The organism is Vibrio kyushuensis (assembly GCF_050337325.1).
In the GTDB taxonomy this organism is placed as follows: Bacteria; Pseudomonadota; Gammaproteobacteria; order Enterobacterales; family Vibrionaceae; genus Vibrio; species Vibrio kyushuensis.
On the sequence record NZ_JAKJSV010000015.1, the window covers coordinates 34,591 to 54,767 of the forward strand.

A 20,177-nucleotide genomic window follows, 5' to 3' on the forward strand; every position below is an offset into this window, starting at 1 on the left:
CATGCTCATTTGGGGTGAGGATTATTATAGTAACCAAAGACAAGCCTCGCGCCCCACCCCGGTTCACGATACTTGTCTATGGTCTTGCTAAACCAGCTATCGAAGTTTTCGATATATCGTCTCGAACGCCATGATGATTTTGCATCAATTATGTTGACGAACGAACTCATCCTGTTTGATGGATTTGGTTCCATCTGGATAAGCAAGCTACTCCCCAAAGACGGTGTGGATTCTATATCGCTATTAAATAAATTCAAGCAAACTCGGCACTAAACTGTTTCATTTAGTGAATTTACCCGCACGCTTAGCGACAAAAATTCATTAAAGGACATTTTAGAGCACTAATTAACCATGATTACCCCTACTCGCAAGCCTAATATGTCGCTATACTTGATGGTTATTTTTATTAAATCATTTAGAAGAATCGCGCGAACTTGACTATGCAAAAATACGATATCAAAACCTTCCAGGGAATGATCCTCGCGCTGCAGGATTATTGGGCTCAAAACGGTTGTACCATTGTTCAACCTTTGGACATGGAAGTAGGTGCTGGCACCTCTCACCCAATGACATGTCTACGTGCACTTGGCCCAGAGCCAATGTCTACGGCATACGTTCAACCTTCACGTCGCCCGACCGATGGTCGCTACGGTGAAAACCCGAACCGTCTGCAGCACTACTATCAATTCCAAGTAGCTCTAAAACCTTCTCCAGACAATATTCAGGAGTTGTACTTAGGCTCTCTTGAAGTGCTTGGTGTCGATCCATTGGTTCACGATATTCGCTTCGTAGAAGACAACTGGGAAAACCCAACATTGGGTGCTTGGGGTCTTGGTTGGGAAGTATGGCTAAACGGCATGGAAGTGACTCAATTCACTTACTTCCAACAAGTTGGCGGCCTTGAGTGTAAGCCAGTTACTGGTGAGATCACTTACGGTATCGAACGTCTAGCAATGTACATCCAAGAAGTAGATTCTGTTTACGACCTAGTATGGAACGTAGCACCAGACGGTTCTAACGTGACTTATGGTGATATCTTCCACCAAAACGAAGTTGAGCAATCAACGTACAACTTCGAACACGCAGACGTAGATTTCCTATTCACTTTCTTCGACCAGTGCGAAAAAGAGTGTAAAGAACTACTTGAGCTTGAGAAGCCACTGCCGCTTCCAGCCTATGAGCGCATTCTAAAAGCCGGTCATGCATTCAACATTCTTGATGCACGTAAAGCAATCTCAGTAACTGAGCGTCAACGTTACATTCTTCGTATCCGCAACCTGACTAAATCGGTTGCTCAGGCGTACTACGCGTCACGTGAAGCTTTAGGCTTCCCTATGTGTAAGAAGGTTGAGGAGAAGTAATCATGGCGAAGAATTTTCTAATTGAACTAGGTACGGAAGAGCTTCCACCAACAGCACTTCGTTCTCTAGCAGAAGCCTTTGCTTCTAACTTTGAAGCTGGTCTAAAAGGCGCTGAATTATCTCACGAAGGCGTGAAATGGTATGCGGCTCCTCGTCGCCTAGCACTTAAAGTAACAAGCCTTGCGGAAGGCCAAGCAGACAAAGTCGTTGAGAAACGCGGTCCTGCGATCTCAGTAGCATTTGATGCTGAAGGCAATGCAACCAAAGCCGCTCAAGGCTGGGCTCGTGGTAATGGTATTACCGTTGAGCAAGCCGAGCGTCTAAAAACAGATAAAGGCGAGTGGCTTCTTTTCAAACAAGAAGTAGCTGGCAAACCGGTTCAAGAACTGGTTATCGATATTGCTGCTAAAGCACTAGCGAACTTACCAATTCCTAAAGCAATGCGTTGGGGCAACTCTGATATTCAGTTTATCCGCCCAGTTAAAACACTGACAGTGCTACTTGGTGATGAGCTGATCGAAGGCGAAATCCTAGGCGTAGCATCAGCTCGTACTATTCGTGGTCACCGCTTCATGGGTGAGCAAGAGTTTACTATCGACTCAGCTGACCAATACCCAACTCTTCTAGAAGAGCGCGGTAAAGTCATGGCGGATTACGATGCACGTAAAGCGATCATCCTTGCTGATGCTAAAAAAGCGGCAGACGCAGTTGGCGGTATTGCTGACTTAGAAGACGATTTAGTAGAAGAAGTGACCTCTTTGGTTGAATGGCCAGTGGTACTAACGGCTAAGTTCGAGCAAGAATTCCTAAAAGTGCCGTCTGAAGCCTTGGTTTACACCATGAAAGGCGACCAGAAGTACTTCCCAGTGTATGACGCTGACAAGAACCTACTGCCAAACTTTATCTTCGTATCGAACATCGAGTCTAAAGAGCCTCGTCACGTGATCGAAGGTAACGAGAAAGTTGTACGCCCACGTCTTGCTGATGCAGAGTTCTTCTTCAACACCGACCGTAAGCGCCCACTGATCGACCGTCTCCCTGAGCTAGACCAAGCTATCTTCCAGAAGCAACTTGGTACTATCAAAGACAAGACTGACCGTATCACTGAACTTGCTGGCTACATCGCAGAGCAAATCGATGCTGACGTTGAAAAGTCAAAGCGTGCTGGTCTTCTTGCCAAATGTGACCTAATGACATCAATGGTATTCGAATTTACGGATACTCAAGGTGTGATGGGCATGCACTACGCAACGCATGACGGTGAAGATGAGCAAGTAGCCCTAGCGCTTTACGAGCAGTACATGCCTCGTTTCGCTGGCGATACGCTACCAAGCACTGGTATATCTTCAGCAGTTGCAATGGCAGACAAGCTAGACACTATTGTTGGTATCTTCGGTATTGGTCAAGCACCTAAAGGCTCTGATCCGTTTGCACTTCGCCGTGCATCGCTGGGTGTTCTTCGTATTATTGTTGAAAACGGCTACAACCTAGATTTGGTTGACCTAATTGGCAAAGCGAAAGCACAGCTAGGCGATAAGCTAACCAACGACAACGTTGAAGCTGATGTTATCGACTTTATGCTCGGTCGTTTCCGTGCATGGTACCAAGATGCTGGTTTCAGCGTAGATATCATCCAAGCCGTTCTAGCACGTCGTCCAACGAAGCCTGCAGACTTTGACCAACGTGTTAAAGCGGTTTCTCACTTCCGTGAATTGGAAGCAGCAGAAGCACTGGCTGCAGCGAACAAGCGTGTAGGTAACATCCTTGCAAAATTCGATGGAGAGCTACCTGCTGAAATCGATCTAACGCTTCTTCAAGAAGATGCAGAAAAAGCACTAGCGCAAAACGTTGAAGTCATGACCGAAGCACTAGAACCAGCATTCGCGACAGGTAACTACCAAGAAGCCCTAAGCAAACTTGCTGACCTACGTGAACCGGTTGATGCGTTCTTCGATAACGTAATGGTTATGGCTGATGACGAAGCTCTGAAAAAGAACCGTCTAACGTTACTGAATAATCTACGTAACCTATTCCTACAGATTGCTGATATTTCCTTGTTGCAGAAATAAGCACTATTTGGAATAAGCGTCGCGACAAGAGTAAACATTTACTCTAGGTAGCACCTTCTAAGCCCAACTCCTCGGAGTTGGGCTTTGTTTTTGGCTAAACTATAAATAAGCTTTGCCTCATAAAGTGATTCCGCGGTATGTTCAATGATTAGTCAAAACGGAATCATAATCCGTTTCTACATACAAAAGCACTCGCAATGAATCAGGTACAGTAAGCAATGCAATTTTCTAAGTTCGGTGAAAAGTTTAATCAATACTCCGGTATTACCCAGTTAATGGACGACTTAAATGATGGCCTTCGCACACCGGGTGCCATCATGCTCGGTGGTGGAAACCCTGCCGCGATTCCCGCCATGCTCGATTACTTTCGCCAAGCCAGTGAAGAGATGCTCGCCAGTGGAGAGCTGATTGCCTCTATGACCAACTACGATGGTCCTCAAGGTAAAGACGTTTTTGTTAAAGGACTCGCTAAATTATTCAAAGAGACCTACGGCTGGGACATTTCTGAAAAGAACATCAGCCTCACCAATGGCAGCCAAAGTGGATTTTTCTACCTGTTCAATCTATTAGCGGGTCAACAATCCGATGGTTCGCATAAGAAAATCTTACTGCCCCTTGCTCCTGAGTACATTGGCTATGGCGATGCAGGCATTGATGAAGATATCTTTGTTTCTTATCACCCTGAAATTGAAATGCTTGATAATGGGCTGTTTAAGTATCATGTCGATTTCGAGAAGCTAAAAGTAGACGACTCTATAGCCGCTATCTGCGCATCTCGCCCAACCAACCCAACGGGCAACGTTCTTACCGACGAAGAGATTCAAAAGCTTGATAAGTTGGCCCGTGAGAATAATATTCCACTGATCATCGATAACGCGTACGGACTACCGTTCCCAAATATCATCTTCGAAGATGTAAAACCGTTTTGGAATGAAAATACCATCCTGTGTATGAGCCTATCGAAACTCGGCCTACCGGGCGTTCGTTGTGGCATTGTCATTGCGAGTGAAGAAGTCACACAAGCACTGACTAATATGAACGGTATCATCAGCCTAGCACCGGGCAGTATAGGTCCTGCAATTGCCAGCCATATGATTGAGAAAGGCGACTTACTTAAACTCAGCAGTAATGTAATTAAGCCTTTCTATCAGCACAAATCTCAACGAGCGGTCGAGCTGCTACAAAAAGAAATTACTGACCCTCGCTTTAGAATCCATAAGCCTGAGGGGGCAATATTCCTTTGGCTTTGGTTTGATGAACTGCCTATCACTACCATGGAGCTGTATAAGCGTCTCAAAGCACGTGGCGTGTTAATTGTACCTGGTGAATACTTTTTCATAGGACAAAAGGAAGAGTGGGATCATGCTCACCAATGTGTTCGTATGAATTACGTACAGAGCGATGATATGATGAGTAAAGGCATCGCTATTATTGCTGAAGAAGTCACTAAGGCTTACTCGGCTTGATGGTTGATTTAGCGCACTAGAAATGAGTTAAGGAGGATTACGATGGGAACCATCATTGGTTTTTTCGTTTTAGCCGCGATTGCTTATGTGATCCACAAGCGTACAGGACTTTCTCTAACAAAGTTTGTTGAAAAGAAATACGCCGATCATCAGGCAAAAGCGAAGAAGTAATCAGACATCTTCTTACTTAATACTTAAAGCAAGAACAAACTAAAAAGAGCGTCTCCTTAACCAAGAGTGCGCTCTTTCTCTACCTTATTGCTGAAGAAGCTGAAAAGGCTTACCAAGCTAAGTAAGGCTTGAAACAGTCCAAAGCGTTGCTTTGGACTGTTTCATTTTATAATGCAGGAATCTTTTCACAATTAAAGAAAGCAGCTTCAACTGTAGAAGATCGCTCGTAAACACCACCAAACGACGATGAGCCAGCGAAGCCTCGATTAACATAGTTCGCACCCATTGCCGCGGCTTCTTCACCAAATGTTGAGTTAATTTTCTGCTCTTCGTCCATCTCACTTGAGCCAAGAGAGACAATCCCCAAAATACTTTGAGAATTTGGGTTAAACGCTGAGTGCCCTTTCAATTGGCAGTTCGCTGATTTTTCTAAATTAGAGTAAGCAATTCGAATTGTTTCACCATTAGTGGCGATATAATCCGACGCAAGTGGCGCTACAAGGCTTGAGCAACCAGAGACAGCAACTACTAATGCCGTCAATACAACCTTTCTCATTCCATTTACCTTATCAATGTATTTTCCGGTGCAGAAGGTACTGATTAGCGATGATGAGCACAATAAAAAAGAGCGCCAATATGCGCTCTTTCATCTTCCTATCTCAACACTGAGACAGACAATTAACCTTCGACTAGGTTACTACCGTTAATCGCAATTTTGCGCGGCTGCATTGCTTCTGGGATTTCACGGACAAGTTCAACATGAAGCAAGCCATTTTCCATTGTTGCACCAAGCACTTTTACATAATCAGCCAATTGGAATTTACGCTCAAAATCGCGCTCAGCAATCCCTTGATAAACGTAGTTTTTACCTTCTTCAGGTTTACGTTCACCACGCACAATCAGCATGTTCTCTTTTTGAGTAATATCGATTTGCTCATCAGAAAAGCCAGCCACCGCCATGGTAATACGGTAGTTATTTTCATCTTGCTGCTCGATATTGTACGGAGGGTAACCGCCTTGAGTATTCTTAGCGTTGCTGGTTTCCATCAAGTTAAACAGACGGTCAAAACCAATCGCATTACGGTATAAAGGTGAGAAATCTACGTTGCGCATAATACTATCCTCTTAAATTAAGCAATAGTCTCAGTCACTCAGCATAAGGCTGAAATGTACTGAGCAATTCAAACATCACTCCTCTGGCTCTATTAGCTCTGGGACATGAAATGAACCTTAAATAAAATTGTGTACTGCTTAAGTCTTCCTCTCTTGAGCGAAGCTAAGTCAGTGGTTTCCGAGGCCCTCTGTCTTTTCATTTAATGAACAAGCAAGGCATCCTCTTCACAAATAGATATGTGGACAAGCAAAAATGTTTTCAAGGGATTATTTGAAGATATTTTTATAGCTATTATTTTTCAATGCATTAGAAAGTAAAAAAGCACCATCCAAATGGACAGTGCTTTCAAAATTTTAGATTTTTGAGACGATGTAATTTCGTTTCAGTTCAAGGAAGAGGCGCGGAGCATACGAATGTATGTGAGCACCTCTGACACAGAAATGGAGCGAAAGAGCGAAGTATCAAACACTCTAAACGTCTAAGTTAGCTACTTTAAGCGCATTCTCTTCAATAAAATTACGACGAGGTTCAACTTGGTCACCCATTAGCGTTGTAAACAGCAGGTCAGCACCAACAGCATCTTCAATCGTTACTTGCATCATACGACGTGTTTCAGGATCCATTGTCGTTTCCCAAAGCTGATCTGGGTTCATCTCACCTAGACCTTTGTAGCGCTGTAGACTTAGACCACGACGAGACTCTTTAATTAACCACTCAAGTGCTTCAGAGAAGCTGTCGATTGGCAATGTGCGCTCGCCACGCTTGATGTAAGCACCCTCTTCAATTAGCCCGAAAAGCGCTTCAGATAGCGATGCTAGTCTGCCGTACTCTTTCGAGTTAATAAGGTCAATGCTAAGAACATGCTCATGGGTCACACCGTGAGTACGAACCACAATCTTAGGTAGGTTTAGACCTAGCTCTGCGTGCTGCTCAATCTCAAGGCTGTACTGACTTGCACCCACTTCTTTAGCATTAAGCTGTGAAATCAGCTGATTACCCCAAGCTTCCACAGCGGCAGCATCATGACACTGCTCTGCTGTTAAGCGTGGCGTGTAGATAAACTCATGAATTAGAGAGCGCGGGTAACGACGGCTCATGCGATCCACTAGTTTGATACCAGAGTTGTATTGTTGAACCAGTTTCTCTAGTGCTTCACCAGAAAATGCAGGTGCTTCAGCATTAACGTGCAATGATGCATTATCAAGCGCTAAAGATACTTGGAACTGACTCATCGCATCTTCATCTTTAATGTACTGCTCTTGCTTACCTTTCTTCACTTTGTAAAGTGGTGGCTGAGCAATGTAGATGTAACCACGTTCAATAAGCTCTGGCATTTGACGATAGAAGAACGTCAGCAGTAGCGTACGGATGTGAGAACCATCGACATCGGCATCGGTCATGATGATGATGTTGTGGTAACGCAGTTTATCTGGGTTATATTCGTCGCGACCAATACCACAACCTAATGCAGTAATTAGAGTTGCCACTTCTTGAGAAGAGAGCATTTTATCAAAACGCGCTTTCTCAACGTTTAGGATTTTACCTTTCAGTGGCAAAATCGCTTGGTTCTTACGGTTACGCCCCTGCTTGGCTGATCCGCCAGCAGAGTCTCCTTCCACAATATACAGTTCAGATTGTGCAGGATCTTTTTCCTGACAGTCCGCAAGTTTACCTGGAAGACCCGCTAAATCTAACGCGCCTTTACGACGAGTCATTTCACGTGCTTTACGCGCTGCATCACGAGCTCGTGCTGCATCAATAATCTTGGTACAAACAATCTTCGCTTCACCCGGGTTCTCAATAAGGAACTCAGACAGCTTCTCACCCATTGTTGATTCAACGGCTGATTTAACTTCAGATGAAACCAATTTATCTTTGGTTTGGCTAGAGAACTTAGGATCTGGCACTTTCACCGATACGATTGCCGTCAAACCTTCACGAGCATCATCACCAGAGGTCGAGGTTTTCGCTTTCTTAGAGAAACCTTCTTTATCCATGAAGCTGTTTAACGTACGAGTTAGCGCACCACGGAAACCAGCTAAGTGAGCACCACCATCACGCTGAGGGATGTTATTGGTGAAACAGTAGATGTTCTCTTGGTAACCATCATTCCACTGCATCGCAACTTCAACCGTAATACCGTCTTCACGTTCATGGTCGAAATGGAAGATTTTCTGGATGATCGGCGTTTTATTGGTGTTTAGATGCTCTACGAATGCTTGGATACCGCCTTCGTATTCGAAGTGATCCATTTTGTCTTCTTCACGCTCATCAATTAGCTTGATAGATACGCCAGAATTTAGGAACGAAAGCTCACGCAGACGTTTTGCTAAGATATCGTAATGGAATTCAATATTGGTGAAGGTCTCTTCACTTGGCCAGAAGCGAATCTCAGTACCTGTTTTATCAGTAGTACCCGTTACAGCTAAAGGCGCTTGAGGTTCACCATGGCAGTATGTTTGCTCATGAACTTCACCAGCACGAAGGATTGTCAACGTCACCTTCTTAGACAGTGCGTTTACAACTGAAACACCTACGCCGTGTAGACCACCCGATACTTTGTATGAGTTATCATCGAACTTACCACCAGCGTGAAGAACCGTCATGATAACTTCAGCAGCAGAAACTTTCTCTTCTGGGTGTAATTCTGTTGGGATACCACGGCCGTCATCTCGTACGGATACAGAGCTGTCCTCATGAATAGTCACAATGATGTCATTACAGTGACCTGCTAACGCTTCATCAATTGAGTTATCCACCACCTCAAAGACCATGTGGTGTAGACCGGTGCCATCATCTGTGTCGCCGATGTACATACCCGGACGCTTACGTACTGCATCCAGACCCTTTAGTACCTTAATACTCGATGAATCGTAATTTTCAGACATGAATTACTCTCTCGCTATTTATCCTTGCTCTATTGTGCCATGTTCCACATGAAACATCTTGCCGTTATTATCATGCATATCGGCAATTTGGCTTTCAGTAATAGAGCTTACAAAAACTTGTGCCTTGGTCTCTTTTAAGCAGTCGGCTAGACGCTTACGACGTTGGCTATCTAATTCAGAGGCAAAGTCATCAATTAAGTAGATGCATTGCTTACCGGTCTTTTGCGTTAAATGCTGACCTTGCGCAACTCGAAGCGCGCAAACCATCAACTTTAACTGACCTCGTGATAAAACATCCTCAACGGGCGTTCCATTCACTTTTATCTTTAAATCGGCTTTGTTTGGTCCACTAAAGGTGTAACCAAGCGCCTGATCACGAACAAAATTATCTTCCAGTATCTGCTGGTATGGTGTGGATTTCTCCCAGCCACGATAATAATTGACCTTGATATCGAACTCGGGCAGAAAGTCTTGGCAAATCTGCTCGGCGTGATTTTTTAGCTCATCGACATACTGCTGTCGCCAAGCGTTAATATTTTCAGCTAAGCGAGCCATCTCTTGATCCCAATAACTGAGTTCTCGATACGACGTCGCCGTTTTTAATAACGCATTTCGCTGTTTGTTGAGGCGCTTAAAACGTCCCCACGCATCATAAAAAGCAGGCTCGCTGTGAAACACACCCCAATCAATAAATGAACGGCGATGTTTCGGGCCATCTGTGAGCAGTTCAAACCCTTCTGTATGGATTAACTGCAACGGCAAAATCTGTGCAAGCTGTGCTAACTTTTGCCCAGATTGACCGCTTATTTTAACCTCTGTTGTCCCATCACGCTGCTTATTAATGCCAATTGGTAGCTCAAATTGATCCGAGTTCAAAAAACGACCGTGAACAAACAATTCATCGCACTCATTTTGAATCACTCGGCCAGTTAAAGAGCTCTTAAAAGAGCGACCGTGCCCGAGCAGATAAATAGCTTCGAGGACACTGGTTTTGCCACTTCCGTTAGGCCCGATAAGAAAGTTAAAGCCTGTAGATAGTTCAATATCACAGGCTTCAATATTTCTAAATTGTTTGATGATGAGACGATTTAATGGCATTTCGCAAGCGCTATCGTCTATAGACGAATCGGCATAACCACGTACATGGCACTGTCGTCTTCAGCATTTTCAATCAATGCACTGGCGTTGCCATCTGACATTGAGATTAGTACTTTTTCACAGCGCAATGTATTTAATACATCCAGTACATAGCTAACGTTAAAGCCGATTTCTAAATCTTCGCCCTGAAAGTCCACATCAAGTGTCTCTTCTGCTTCTTCTTGCTCAGGGTTATTGGCGGTAATACGCATCTCGTTATTGGCTAGATTAACGCGAACACCACGGAATTTTTCATTGGAAAGAATGGCAGCACGAGAAAATGCCTGACGCAGCTCATCACACTCTGTCGTAAGTGTTTTGTTGGTATTTTGCGGCAATACGCGGCGATAATCTGGAAAACGACCATCAACAAGCTTAGAGGTGAAGACGAAATTATTCACTTCAGCTCGTAGATTAGAGCTACCAATTTGCAATACAACCGGCTGTTCTGGCGCGTCTAATAACTTAGATAACTCTTGTACCCCTTTACGAGGCACGATGATCTGCTGCTTTTCAAACTCACCGACAAGTGTAACTTGAGAAACTGCCATACGGTGACCGTCAGTGGCAACAGAACGAATGGTCGTGCCATCAATTTCAAACAACATGCCGTTAAGGTAATAACGTACATCTTGGTTGGCCATTGAGAACTGGGTTTTTTCAATAAGACCTTTAAGCTCCGCTTGAGTTAGCGAAACCTCAACATCACTTTGCCAATCTTCAATGTTTGGGAAGTCACTAGATGGCAGTGTTGCCAATGAGAAGCGGCTTCGACCTGAACGAACTTGTACTCGGTCACCTTCTAGAACGACAGTGATTACCGAGCTATCTGGCAATCCACGACAAATATCGAGAAACTTACGCGAAGGAACCGTAATACTACCCGCCTCAAAGTCACCTTCTAATGTCACACGGCTAATCAGTTCAACTTCTAAATCAGTTGCCGTCATCGACAGAACGTTATCTTCCACTTTAATCAACAGGTTACCTAAAATAGGCAGTGTTGGTCGCCCACCTAAGGCTCCTGACACTTGCTGAAGTGGCTTAATTAAATGGCTACGTTCAATAGTAAATTTCATATCTAACTCTTAACGGTAGTTTGGCGCGATGCCATATTCTATCTATTCAGGTAAAACAAAACAGTAGTGTAAATTAAGAAGAAAGTGTGCGAATCAAATTCGAGTAATCTTCTTTAATATCGTGACTCTCTTCACGCAGCTGAGCAATCTTACGACATGCATGTAGTACCGTCGTATGGTCACGACCACCAAATGCATCCCCAATCTCTGGCAAGCTGTGGTTGGTCAGTTCTTTCGCCAGTGCCATCGCCAGTTGACGTGGGCGAGCAACAGAACGTGAACGACGTTTTGACAGTAGATCAGCCACTTTAATTTTATAGTATTCAGCAACGGTCTTTTGAATGTTATCAATAGTGACGAGCTTTTCTTGCAGCGCTAGTAAATCTCGAAGAGCTTCTCGAACAAAATCTATCGTAATTGGGCGACCAGTGAAGTTTGCATTAGCAATAACACGGTTAAGTGCCCCTTCAAGCTCACGTACGTTAGAACGTAAACGTTTCGCAATAAAGAATGCCACTTCATCAGCAAGATGAATTTGGTGGTCTTCTGCTTTCTTCATTAAGATCGCAACGCGCGTTTCAAGCTCAGGGGGCTCGATCGCAACAGTTAAACCCCAACCAAAACGAGATTTAAGGCGATCTTCTACGCCGTTGATCTCTTTAGGATAACGGTCAGAAGTCAAAATGATCTGTTGGTTGCCTTCTAGCAGTGCATTAAAGGTATGAAAGAACTCTTCTTGAGAACGTTCTTTATTAGCAAAGAATTGAATATCATCGATCAGCAATGCGTCAACACTACGGTAGTAGCGTTTAAATTCTTCAATCGCATTATTTTGCAGCGCTTTAACCATGTCTTGTACAAAGCGCTCAGAGTGCATATAGACAACTTTAGCATTGGGCTTGTTATCCACAATCGCGTTGCCTACTGCATGCAATAGGTGAGTTTTACCGAGGCCAGTACCACCGTACAAAAATAACGGGTTATAAGCAGAGCCAGGGTTATCCGATACCTGACGCGCAGCCGCTAAGCCCAGTTGGTTCGACTTACCCTCAACAAAGTTATTAAACTTATGTTTAGGGTTAACGTTTGAGCGATGGTTGATGTCCGCTAAAGTACTCGGTTCATCATCCCATGTTTTGTGCACGGGTTTACGAGCTTGCATGCGCGCTGGAGCCGATGACATCGCAGCCACATCTGCAGCAGTACGCGTCGGCGCGGCTTTTGGCGCCGCAACAGGCAGGCTACCAATTTCAAAGCGCAGGCTAGGAATGTCATTTCCACAATACTCTTGCAGTAAGCGATTAATACTATTGATGTATTTATCACGTACCCAATCAAGAACAAATCGGTTCGGGGCAAATAAGGTGAGAGTATTGTCATTGAGCTCCGCTTGTAACGGACGAACCCACATACTAAATTCTGTAGCTGGTAGCTCTTCTTGAAGCTGTTGCAGACATTGCAACCAAAGCGAAGATGACACGGTGCCCCCACTCGAAATATATAATCGGAAAAGACTGGCAATTTTACCTGTTGATAACCAAGATCACCAGCGATTGATCGACGATCCAGTGAATAAGATCGAAGTTATTCACAATTTTTACGCTCAAAACTGATAGATCAACACATCTTGCCCCTGTTTTACCCACATTTTGATCCACATTGTGGATGAAATAGCGAGATCCAGACATTGGTGATAACTCTGTGAATTAAATTTATATCCAACGATCGTTAACAGGACATAAATTCTAACTTATACCGCTTTCCTCTATTTTATCGCACTTAGTTATTTCTCTAATTGATAGCGTTACCAGTAGTATCTCCTCCTACATAACTATGGAGTTGTATTATGAAAAACTGGATTAAGGCTGCTATTGCCGTTATTGCACTATCAACAAGCACTGTTCAAGCTGCCACTGACGTAAAAGTTGGCATGTCTGGACGCTACTTCCCATTTACTTTTGTTCAGCAAGATAAGCTACAAGGGTTTGAAGTTGATCTATGGGATGAGATTGGTAAGCGCAATGACTATAACGTTGAATACGTAACAGCAAACTTTTCTGGTTTATTTGGCCTATTAGAAACGGGTCGTATTGATACTATCTCAAACCAAATAACCATCACTGACGCTCGGAAAGCAAAATATACTTTTGCTGACGCATACGTCGTTGATGGCGCACAGATTACGGTTCGCAAAGGCAATGATGAAATTCAAAGCATTGAAGATCTAAAAGGTAAGACGGTTGCAGTTAACCTGGGTTCTAACTTTGAGCAACTGCTGCGTAACTATGATAAAGACAACAAGATCACCATCAAAACCTACGACACGGGTATCGAGCATGATGTTGCTCTAGGTCGTGCGGATGCATTTGTTATGGATCGCCTATCAGCACTAGAACTGATTAAAAAAACAGGCCTACCATTGCAACTTGCAGGCGAACCATTTGAAACAATTCAAAACGCTTGGCCATTTGTGGATAACGAAAAAGGACAAGCACTTAAAACGGAAGTAAACCAAGCTTTATCGGCAATGCGTGAAGATGGAACGCTTGCTGATATCTCTCAAAAATGGTTTGGTGCTGATATCACTAAATAACTCTTAGTTGTTTACTCTATATAAAGGTGGGACGTCATGTTCCGCCTTTTCTTGTCTAGGTTGCTACATAACTGGCATTTACATAAACTTCGTTTACATCACCACTGTCGATATAAGGTCTCTTAATGGGTTTTGATTTTCATTATATGCTTGAGCTGATCCCAATTCTGCTTGGCTATCTTGGTACTACAATGGAAATGGCAGTATGGGGACTCTTCTTCTCACTCATCCTTGCTGTTGCACTTGCCAATATCCGCGTATTCAAAGTACCGGTACTGGATCAATTGAGTCAGCTTTATATAAGCTTCTTCCGTGGTACACCACTTTTGGTCCAACTTTTCCTACTTTATTACGGATTGCCTCAAGTCTTCCCAATTATGGTTGGATTAGATGCGTTTGGCGCAGCTGTCATAGGGCTTACTTTGCACTTTGCCGCTTATATGGCTGAAAGTATACGTGCGGCCATTATTGGTATCGATCGCAGTCAAATGGAAGCGAGCCTGTCTGTTGGTATGACGCGTTCACAAGCGATGATTCGTATTATATTGCCTCAAGCAACTCGAATTGCCCTGCCTTCTTTGATGAACTATTTCATCGACATGATCAAATCAACCTCTCTTGCCTTCACGCTAGGCGTGGCTGAAATCATGGCTAGAGCTCAAATGGAAGCGTCGTCTAGTTTTCGATTTTTTGAAGCCTTCCTCGCGGTTGCACTTATCTATTGGGGTGTTGTTCTGATATTAACCCGTATTCAAATTTTGGCTGAAGCCAAGCTTAATAAGGCTTACCAACGATGATCAAACTACAAAATATCCATAAGCGCTTTGGGGATACTGAAGTATTGAAAGGGATCGATATCGATATCAAGCAAGGTGAAATCATCGTGATCATCGGTTCTAGTGGCACGGGTAAGTCAACGCTGCTTAGATGCGTTAACTTCCTAGAGCATGCGGATCAAGGCACTATCACTATTGATGATGTCTCAGTGAATGCTCAATCTCACAATAAAGCGGAAGTTTTAGCACTGAGAAGAAAAACCGGTTTTGTATTTCAAAATTATGCTCTGTTTTCACATATGACTGCCAGACAAAATATTGCTGAAGGGCTCATTACAGTAAGAGGTTGGAAAAAAGATCAGGCCTTAGCCAAAGCTCAACAGATATTAGATGACATAGGGTTAAGCGATAAAGGCGATAGTTATCCCGCAGCTCTCTCTGGTGGTCAACAGCAGCGAGTTGGCATTGGCCGAGCAATGGCTTTGCAGCCCGAACTTCTTCTATTTGATGAACCCACTTCAGCATTAGATCCGGAATGGGTTGGTGAAGTTCTTAATTTAATGAAGCAGTTAGCCACCAAACACCAAACAATGTTGGTGGTGACACATGAAATGCAGTTTGCTAAAGAGGTCGCCGACAGGGTGATCTTTATGGCTGACGGACATATTGTTGAGCAAGGTTCTCCACAGGATATCTTTAATAATCCACAAGATCCTCAACTCAAGAAGTTCCTTAATCAAGTTGGTCTTGATTAAAGATCTAAGGTAGTGATCTAAAGATCCTTGAGATTTTATTTACACTACGTATAATCGGCCGACCGGAATTTAGCTAAACCCAATCATTGACTCTTTTTGTGACAGTGATTACAATTCCGCCTCTTTGTTGAGAGGCGTCGGTCGTACTTTCTACTTAATAGAGAAATACATTGTGCCCACGCCGGGTTAACAAGAACCTAAAACTACTGATCAGTAAAGGTATTTAAAATGAAACGCACATTTCAACCTACAGTTCTAAAGCGCAAGCGTACTCACGGCTTCCGTGCACGCATGGCGACTAAGAACGGTCGTGCTACAATCAATGCACGTCGTGCTAAAGGCCGTAAGCGTCTTTCTAAGTAATCTTTGATTATTTTGAATAAGCTAGCCTTCTGTCGGGAGTTACGTTTGTTAACTCCCGAACACTATCAAAAAGTCTTCCAGCAAGCTCATCGTGCTGGTTCGCCTCATTTCACCATCATCGCTCGCAATAATACTCTCTCTCATCCTCGTCTTGGTTTAGCTGTACCCAAAAAACAAATCAAAACTGCGGTTGGAAGAAATCGTTTTAAGCGTCTCGCTCGTGAAAGCTTTCGTAACAGTCAACACCAACTTCCTAACAAAGATTTTGTTGTTATTGCTAAGAAAAGCGCGCAAGATTTGAGCAATGATGAAATTTTCAAATTATTTGATAAATTATGGCTTCGCCTGTCTCGCCCTTCGCGTGGTTAGTTATTGGACTGGTCTATCTATATAGATGGATTATAAGCCCAATGATTGGTCCTCGCTGCCGATTTACGCCAACCTGTTCGCTCTATGCGATAGAAGCGTTGAAAGCTCACGGTTTTGTAAAAGGGTCTTGGTTATCAGGCAAACGTCTATTAAAATGCCACCCTTTGAACGAAGGGGGTTTTGACCCCATTCCACCAGTCCAAAAACAAGACAGAGATAAATAACGATGGATTCTCAACGTAATATCCTGCTAATTGCTTTGGCTTTGGTTTCTTTTCTACTATTCCAACAATGGCAAGTAGCACAGGCTCCAGCTCCACAAGCAGTTGAACAGGCACAATCTAGCGGCTCACTACCGGCACCATCTTTTGCTGATGATCTCGATCCAGCTCCAGGTCAATCGTCTGCGTCTGCGCAAACAATCACCGTGACTACGGACGTCCTAACTCTGTCTATCGACACGGTTGGTGGTGATGTTCTTGCTGCAGAATTAAATCAATACGATGAAGAATTCGATTCTGAAGAATCATTTGTGTTGCTACAAAATACTCAAGCGCATCAATTTATCGCTCAAAGTGGTTTAGTTGGTCCTCAAGGTATCGATTTAAGCAGCTCAAATCGTCCAAACTATGAAGTATCAGCTGATAGCTTCACACTTGCTGACGACCAAGACGAGCTTCGCATCCCAATGACGTTCCAAGCGAACGGTATTGACTACGTTAAAACGTTTATCCTTAAACGTGGTAGCTACGCTATCGACGTAACGTTTGATGTTGCGAACAACTCTGGCAATAACGCAACGGTTGGTATGTACGCTCACCTTCGTCAAACTGTGATGGATAAGGGTGGCAGCTTAACAATGCCAACTTACCGTGGCGGCGCATACTCAACTGAAGACACGCGTTACAAAAAATACAGCTTTGGTGACATGCAAGATCGTAACCTGTCTATCAGCCTGCCAAATGGCCAAGGTTGGGCAGCGATGATCCAGCACTACTTCGCAACGGCGTGGGTTCCACGTAACGAGCCAGGTACAAGCTTATACACTCGCGTTATCGGCAACCTAGCTGATATCGGCGTACGTATGCCAAACAAAACAATCGCTACGGGCGAAACAACTCAATTTGAAAGTACACTTTGGGTTGGTCCTAAGCTACAAAACGAGATGGCAGCGGTTGCACCAAGCCTTGATCTTGTAGTTGATTACGGTTGGTTGTGGTTTATAGCGAAACCACTGCATACACTTCTATCATTCATTCAAAGCTTTGTTGTGAACTGGGGTCTAGCAATCATAGTCCTAACGTTTATTGTTCGTGGTGCGATGTACCCACTAACAAAAGCGCAGTACACCTCAATGGCTAAAATGCGTATGCTTCAGCCTAAGCTGACTGCAATGCGTGAGCGTATTGGCGATGACCGTCAACGCATGAGCCAAGAAATGATGGAACTGTATAAGAAAGAGAAAGTGAACCCACTTGGTGGTTGTTTACCTATCTTCCTACAGATGCCTATCTTCATTTCACTGTACTGGGCACTAATGGAGTCGGTAGAACTTCGTCACTCACCATTCTTTGGTTGGATTCATGACTTATCAGCACAGGACCCGTACTACATCCTGCCATTGCTGATGGGTGCTTCAATGTTCCTAATCCAGAAGATGAGCCCAACTACTGTAACGGATCCTATGCAGCAGAAGATCATGACCTTTATGCCGGTTATGTTTACCTTCTTCTTCCTGTTCTTCCCATCAGGGTTGGTTCTTTACTGGCTAGTATCAAACATCGTAACGCTGATTCAGCAAACGTTGATTTATCGAGCGCTAGAAAAGAAAGGCTTACATTCTAAGTAAGACGACATAAAGAAATAAAGAAAGGCGACCAAAAGGTCGCCTTTTTGTTTTTCGCTGATTACAATTGCGTTAGCAAACTAATAGCGTTAACAACCTAAGAGCGCTAATTAGTGAATATCCAAATAGCACTTATGACTAACCGTGCTACTTACTATCGAAATGGCAAAACTATGACTACAGATACTATTGTTGCTCAAGCAACAGCTCCTGGCCGAGGTGGCGTTGGAATTGTTCGTGTTTCCGGCCCGCTTGCAACGCAAGTCGCCCTTGAAGTTACTGGCAGAGCACTTAAACCGCGTTATGCAGAGTATCTTGCTTTTAAAGCAGAAAATGGCACAGAGCTCGATCAAGGCATTGCGCTTTTCTTCCCGAACCCTCACTCCTTTACTGGTGAGGATGTGCTTGAGCTACAAGGACACGGTGGTCCTGTGGTTATGGATATGCTTATCAAACGTATCTTGAGCATTTCAGGAGTACGAGCAGCAAAGCCCGGAGAGTTCTCTGAACGTGCTTTTTTAAACGATAAAATGGACCTAACTCAAGCAGAAGCGATTGCTGATTTGATTGATGCCAGCTCAGAAGAAGCGGCAAAATCGGCACTACAATCTCTGCAAGGTGAGTTTTCCAATCGCATCAATACATTAGTCGATTCTTTAATCCATCTACGTATTTATGTTGAAGCGGCTATCGACTTTCCCGAAGAAGAGATTGATTTCCTTGCCGATGGCAAAGTCTCTTCTGATCTCCAAACTATCATTGATAACCTTGAAGCGGTGCGCAAAGAAGCCAATCAAGGTGCGATCATGCGTGAAGGGATGAAAGTCGTCATTGCCGGACGCCCTAACGCCGGCAAATCGAGCTTGCTCAATGCGCTTTCTGGTAAAGACTCAGCAATTGTCACCGAAATTGCAGGAACAACCCGTGATGTTTTACGCGAGCACATCCATATTGATGGGATGCCTTTGCATATTATCGACACGGCCGGGTTGCGGGATGCGTCTGATGAAGTGGAAAAAATAGGCATAGAGCGCGCTTGGGAAGAGATAAAACAAGCGGATCGAGTTCTATTTATGGTCGATGGCACCACAACAGATGCGACCGATCCAACGGAAATATGGCCTGACTTTGTTGATCGTCTACCAAAAGATATTGGCATGACAGTCATACGAAATAAAGCCGATCAGACAAGCGAAGATCTTGGGATTTGCCATGTCAATTCACCGACTTTGATCCGTTTATCAGCAAAAACAGGCCAAGGCGTCGATGCATTAAGAACTCACTTAAAAGAGTGCATGGGCTTTGCTGGCGGTCATGAAGGCGGGTTTATGGCTCGTAGACGCCATCTAGATGCCCTTGAGCGTGCCGCTCATCACCTCGATATTGGTCAGCAACAACTTGAAGGCTACATGGCCGGTGAGATTCTGGCAGAAGAATTACGCATCACGCAGCAGCATCTTAATGAAATAACGGGTGAATTCAGTTCAGACGATTTATTAGGACAGATTTTCTCTTCATTTTGTATTGGTAAATAATCACCACGCTCAACCATTATCTAGATAAAGAATAACAAGGAAAGTGTAAATGATTCATATAATTACAGGTAGCACGCTTGGTGGTACTGAATATGTAGGTGATCATATTTTTGACCACTTAGCCGCTGCAGGAGTCGAAGCCACGGTGCATAACCACCCAAGCATCGACACTATACCTGCCTCTGGAACTTGGGTAATAGTGACGTCCACACACGGTGCGGGCGACTATCCTGACAATATTCAACCCTTCATTCAGGCGCTTCAATCGACACCGCCTAAAATGTCAGACGTGAGCTTTGCGGTCATTGGAATAGGCGATTCGAGTTACGATACCTTCTGCTGCGCAGGTAAGCATGCTGACCATTTACTGGCTGATATTGGTGCAAATCGACTCTGTGATAGCCTACTAATTGATGTATTAAATACCCCAGTCCCTGAAGATGATGTCGATATTTGGTTAGAAAAACATCAGGATCAGCTTCGTTAATTTTAATTTTTCGCAAAAAAGTGGTCAACTATGGCCACTTTTTTTTGCTTTAAACTCTCTTCAACTGCAATTGTGAATAACTTAACGACCTAAGCAGCAGTTCAACCGAACAAAAAACAACCAAACCGTCTGTGGATAAATAGGTAGATATACGGTGATGATCCTATA

19 protein-coding genes are annotated in these 20,177 nt (G+C 43.8%); 13 read left to right on the top strand and 6 right to left on the bottom strand.

Translation table 11 applies throughout. The features are described 5' to 3' along the window. The first annotated feature begins 440 nt into the window (after nt 1-440). The 4 genes from glyQ to L4D20_RS22685 all read left to right on the top strand — a co-directional run bounded on the left by glyQ (nt 441) and on the right by L4D20_RS22685 (nt 5,067). Nucleotides 441-1,361 (top strand): glycine--tRNA ligase subunit alpha, encoded by a 921-nt coding sequence (gene glyQ, locus L4D20_RS22670; protein WP_428803854.1) that lies wholly within the window; start codon nt 441-443, stop codon nt 1,359-1,361. Between the two features lie 2 nt (nt 1,362-1,363). Then, nucleotides 1,364-3,430, top strand: a complete 2,067-nt coding sequence (glyS, locus tag L4D20_RS22675) for a glycine--tRNA ligase subunit beta (protein ID WP_428803855.1) — start codon at nt 1,364-1,366, stop codon at nt 3,428-3,430. A 218-nt stretch (nt 3,431-3,648) separates the two neighbouring features. Continuing rightward, nucleotides 3,649-4,896: a valine--pyruvate transaminase gene (locus tag L4D20_RS22680; protein WP_428803856.1), complete on the top strand. Its 1,248-nt coding sequence runs from the start codon at nt 3,649-3,651 to the stop codon at nt 4,894-4,896. 42 nt (nt 4,897-4,938) lie between these two features. Beyond that, complete coding sequence (locus L4D20_RS22685; protein ID WP_428803857.1) at nt 4,939-5,067, top strand: hypothetical protein; 129 nt, start codon at nt 4,939-4,941, stop codon at nt 5,065-5,067. 166 nt (nt 5,068-5,233) lie between these two features. On the opposite strand, the gene L4D20_RS22690 is transcribed toward L4D20_RS22685, so the two are convergent. The 6 genes from L4D20_RS22690 to dnaA form a co-directional block, all read right to left on the bottom strand. After that, on the bottom strand, nt 5,234-5,623 hold the full coding sequence (locus L4D20_RS22690; RefSeq protein ID WP_428803858.1) for a hypothetical protein: 390 nt from the start codon (nt 5,621-5,623) through the stop codon (nt 5,234-5,236). Between the two features lie 122 nt (nt 5,624-5,745). Further along, nucleotides 5,746-6,180 (bottom strand): Hsp20 family protein, encoded by a 435-nt coding sequence (locus tag L4D20_RS22695; protein ID WP_428803859.1) that lies wholly within the window; start codon nt 6,178-6,180, stop codon nt 5,746-5,748. A 471-nt stretch (nt 6,181-6,651) separates the two neighbouring features. Then, complete coding sequence (gene gyrB / locus L4D20_RS22700; RefSeq protein ID WP_428803860.1) at nt 6,652-9,069, bottom strand: DNA topoisomerase (ATP-hydrolyzing) subunit B; 2,418 nt, start codon at nt 9,067-9,069, stop codon at nt 6,652-6,654. A gap of 18 nt (nt 9,070-9,087) precedes the next feature. After that, nucleotides 9,088-10,167 (bottom strand): DNA replication/repair protein RecF, encoded by a 1,080-nt coding sequence (gene recF, locus L4D20_RS22705; protein ID WP_428803861.1) that lies wholly within the window; start codon nt 10,165-10,167, stop codon nt 9,088-9,090. Nucleotides 10,168-10,184: 17 nt separating this feature from the next. After that, nucleotides 10,185-11,285 (bottom strand): DNA polymerase III subunit beta, encoded by a 1,101-nt coding sequence (dnaN, locus tag L4D20_RS22710; protein ID WP_428803862.1) that lies wholly within the window; start codon nt 11,283-11,285, stop codon nt 10,185-10,187. A 73-nt stretch (nt 11,286-11,358) separates the two neighbouring features. Next, nucleotides 11,359-12,765: a chromosomal replication initiator protein DnaA gene (gene dnaA, locus L4D20_RS22715; RefSeq protein WP_428803863.1), complete on the bottom strand. Its 1,407-nt coding sequence runs from the start codon at nt 12,763-12,765 to the stop codon at nt 11,359-11,361. A gap of 366 nt (nt 12,766-13,131) precedes the next feature. On the opposite strand from dnaA, the gene L4D20_RS22720 reads away from it, so the two are divergent. The 9 genes from L4D20_RS22720 to mioC all read left to right on the top strand — a co-directional run bounded on the left by L4D20_RS22720 (nt 13,132) and on the right by mioC (nt 20,009). Further along, entirely contained in the window at nt 13,132-13,878 is a 747-nt protein-coding gene (locus tag L4D20_RS22720) for an amino acid ABC transporter substrate-binding protein (RefSeq protein ID WP_428803864.1), read from the top strand. Nucleotides 13,879-14,003: 125 nt separating this feature from the next. Next, on the top strand, nt 14,004-14,675 hold the full coding sequence (locus L4D20_RS22725) for an amino acid ABC transporter permease (protein WP_428803865.1): 672 nt from the start codon (nt 14,004-14,006) through the stop codon (nt 14,673-14,675). Then, nucleotides 14,672-15,409: an amino acid ABC transporter ATP-binding protein gene (locus L4D20_RS22730; RefSeq protein ID WP_428803866.1), complete on the top strand. Its 738-nt coding sequence runs from the start codon at nt 14,672-14,674 to the stop codon at nt 15,407-15,409. The genes L4D20_RS22725 and L4D20_RS22730 overlap by 4 nt, the downstream gene beginning before the upstream one ends. A 228-nt stretch (nt 15,410-15,637) precedes the next feature. Next, entirely contained in the window at nt 15,638-15,772 is a 135-nt protein-coding gene (gene rpmH, locus L4D20_RS22735; protein ID WP_004735800.1) for a 50S ribosomal protein L34, read from the top strand. A 45-nt stretch (nt 15,773-15,817) separates the two neighbouring features. Continuing rightward, complete coding sequence (gene rnpA, locus L4D20_RS22740) at nt 15,818-16,141, top strand: ribonuclease P protein component (protein WP_428803867.1); 324 nt, start codon at nt 15,818-15,820, stop codon at nt 16,139-16,141. Next, a complete protein-coding gene (gene yidD, locus L4D20_RS22745) occupies nt 16,108-16,365 on the top strand; it encodes a membrane protein insertion efficiency factor YidD (RefSeq protein ID WP_428803868.1) in 258 nt (85 codons plus the stop codon). Before rnpA ends, yidD begins: the two co-directional genes overlap by 34 nt. Nucleotides 16,366-16,367: 2 nt before the next feature. Beyond that, nucleotides 16,368-17,990: a membrane protein insertase YidC gene (gene yidC, locus L4D20_RS22750; protein WP_428803869.1), complete on the top strand. Its 1,623-nt coding sequence runs from the start codon at nt 16,368-16,370 to the stop codon at nt 17,988-17,990. Nucleotides 17,991-18,160: 170 nt separating this feature from the next. After that, nucleotides 18,161-19,522 (top strand): tRNA uridine-5-carboxymethylaminomethyl(34) synthesis GTPase MnmE, encoded by a 1,362-nt coding sequence (gene mnmE / locus L4D20_RS22755; RefSeq protein ID WP_428803870.1) that lies wholly within the window; start codon nt 18,161-18,163, stop codon nt 19,520-19,522. A gap of 49 nt (nt 19,523-19,571) precedes the next feature. Beyond that, a complete protein-coding gene (gene mioC / locus L4D20_RS22760) occupies nt 19,572-20,009 on the top strand; it encodes an FMN-binding protein MioC (RefSeq protein ID WP_428803871.1) in 438 nt (145 codons plus the stop codon). Nucleotides 20,010-20,177: the final 168 nt, after the last annotated feature.

Excerpts from the sequence above, each read along its gene's own strand:
- L4D20_RS22720 (WP_428803864.1), top strand. The coding sequence starts at position 13,132 with ATGAAAAACTGGATTAAGGCTGCTATTGCCGTTATTGCACTATCAACA.
- dnaN (WP_428803862.1), bottom strand. The coding sequence starts at position 11,285 with ATGAAATTTACTATTGAACGTAGCCATTTAATTAAGCCACTTCAGCAA.
- gyrB (WP_428803860.1), bottom strand. The coding sequence starts at position 9,069 with ATGTCTGAAAATTACGATTCATCGAGTATTAAGGTACTAAAGGGTCTG.
- yidD (WP_428803868.1), top strand. The coding sequence starts at position 16,108 with ATGGCTTCGCCTGTCTCGCCCTTCGCGTGGTTAGTTATTGGACTGGTC.
- L4D20_RS22695 (WP_428803859.1), bottom strand. The coding sequence starts at position 6,180 with ATGCGCAACGTAGATTTCTCACCTTTATACCGTAATGCGATTGGTTTT.
- glyQ (WP_428803854.1), top strand. The coding sequence starts at position 441 with ATGCAAAAATACGATATCAAAACCTTCCAGGGAATGATCCTCGCGCTG.
- L4D20_RS22690 (WP_428803858.1), bottom strand. The coding sequence starts at position 5,623 with ATGAGAAAGGTTGTATTGACGGCATTAGTAGTTGCTGTCTCTGGTTGC.
- glyS (WP_428803855.1), top strand. The coding sequence starts at position 1,364 with ATGGCGAAGAATTTTCTAATTGAACTAGGTACGGAAGAGCTTCCACCA.
- L4D20_RS22730 (WP_428803866.1), top strand. The coding sequence starts at position 14,672 with ATGATCAAACTACAAAATATCCATAAGCGCTTTGGGGATACTGAAGTA.
- L4D20_RS22725 (WP_428803865.1), top strand. The coding sequence starts at position 14,004 with ATGGGTTTTGATTTTCATTATATGCTTGAGCTGATCCCAATTCTGCTT.
- yidC (WP_428803869.1), top strand. The coding sequence starts at position 16,368 with ATGGATTCTCAACGTAATATCCTGCTAATTGCTTTGGCTTTGGTTTCT.
- rpmH (WP_004735800.1), top strand. The coding sequence starts at position 15,638 with ATGAAACGCACATTTCAACCTACAGTTCTAAAGCGCAAGCGTACTCAC.
- recF (WP_428803861.1), bottom strand. The coding sequence starts at position 10,167 with ATGCCATTAAATCGTCTCATCATCAAACAATTTAGAAATATTGAAGCC.
- mioC (WP_428803871.1), top strand. The coding sequence starts at position 19,572 with ATGATTCATATAATTACAGGTAGCACGCTTGGTGGTACTGAATATGTA.
- mnmE (WP_428803870.1), top strand. The coding sequence starts at position 18,161 with ATGACTACAGATACTATTGTTGCTCAAGCAACAGCTCCTGGCCGAGGT.
- L4D20_RS22685 (WP_428803857.1), top strand. The coding sequence starts at position 4,939 with ATGGGAACCATCATTGGTTTTTTCGTTTTAGCCGCGATTGCTTATGTG.
- L4D20_RS22680 (WP_428803856.1), top strand. The coding sequence starts at position 3,649 with ATGCAATTTTCTAAGTTCGGTGAAAAGTTTAATCAATACTCCGGTATT.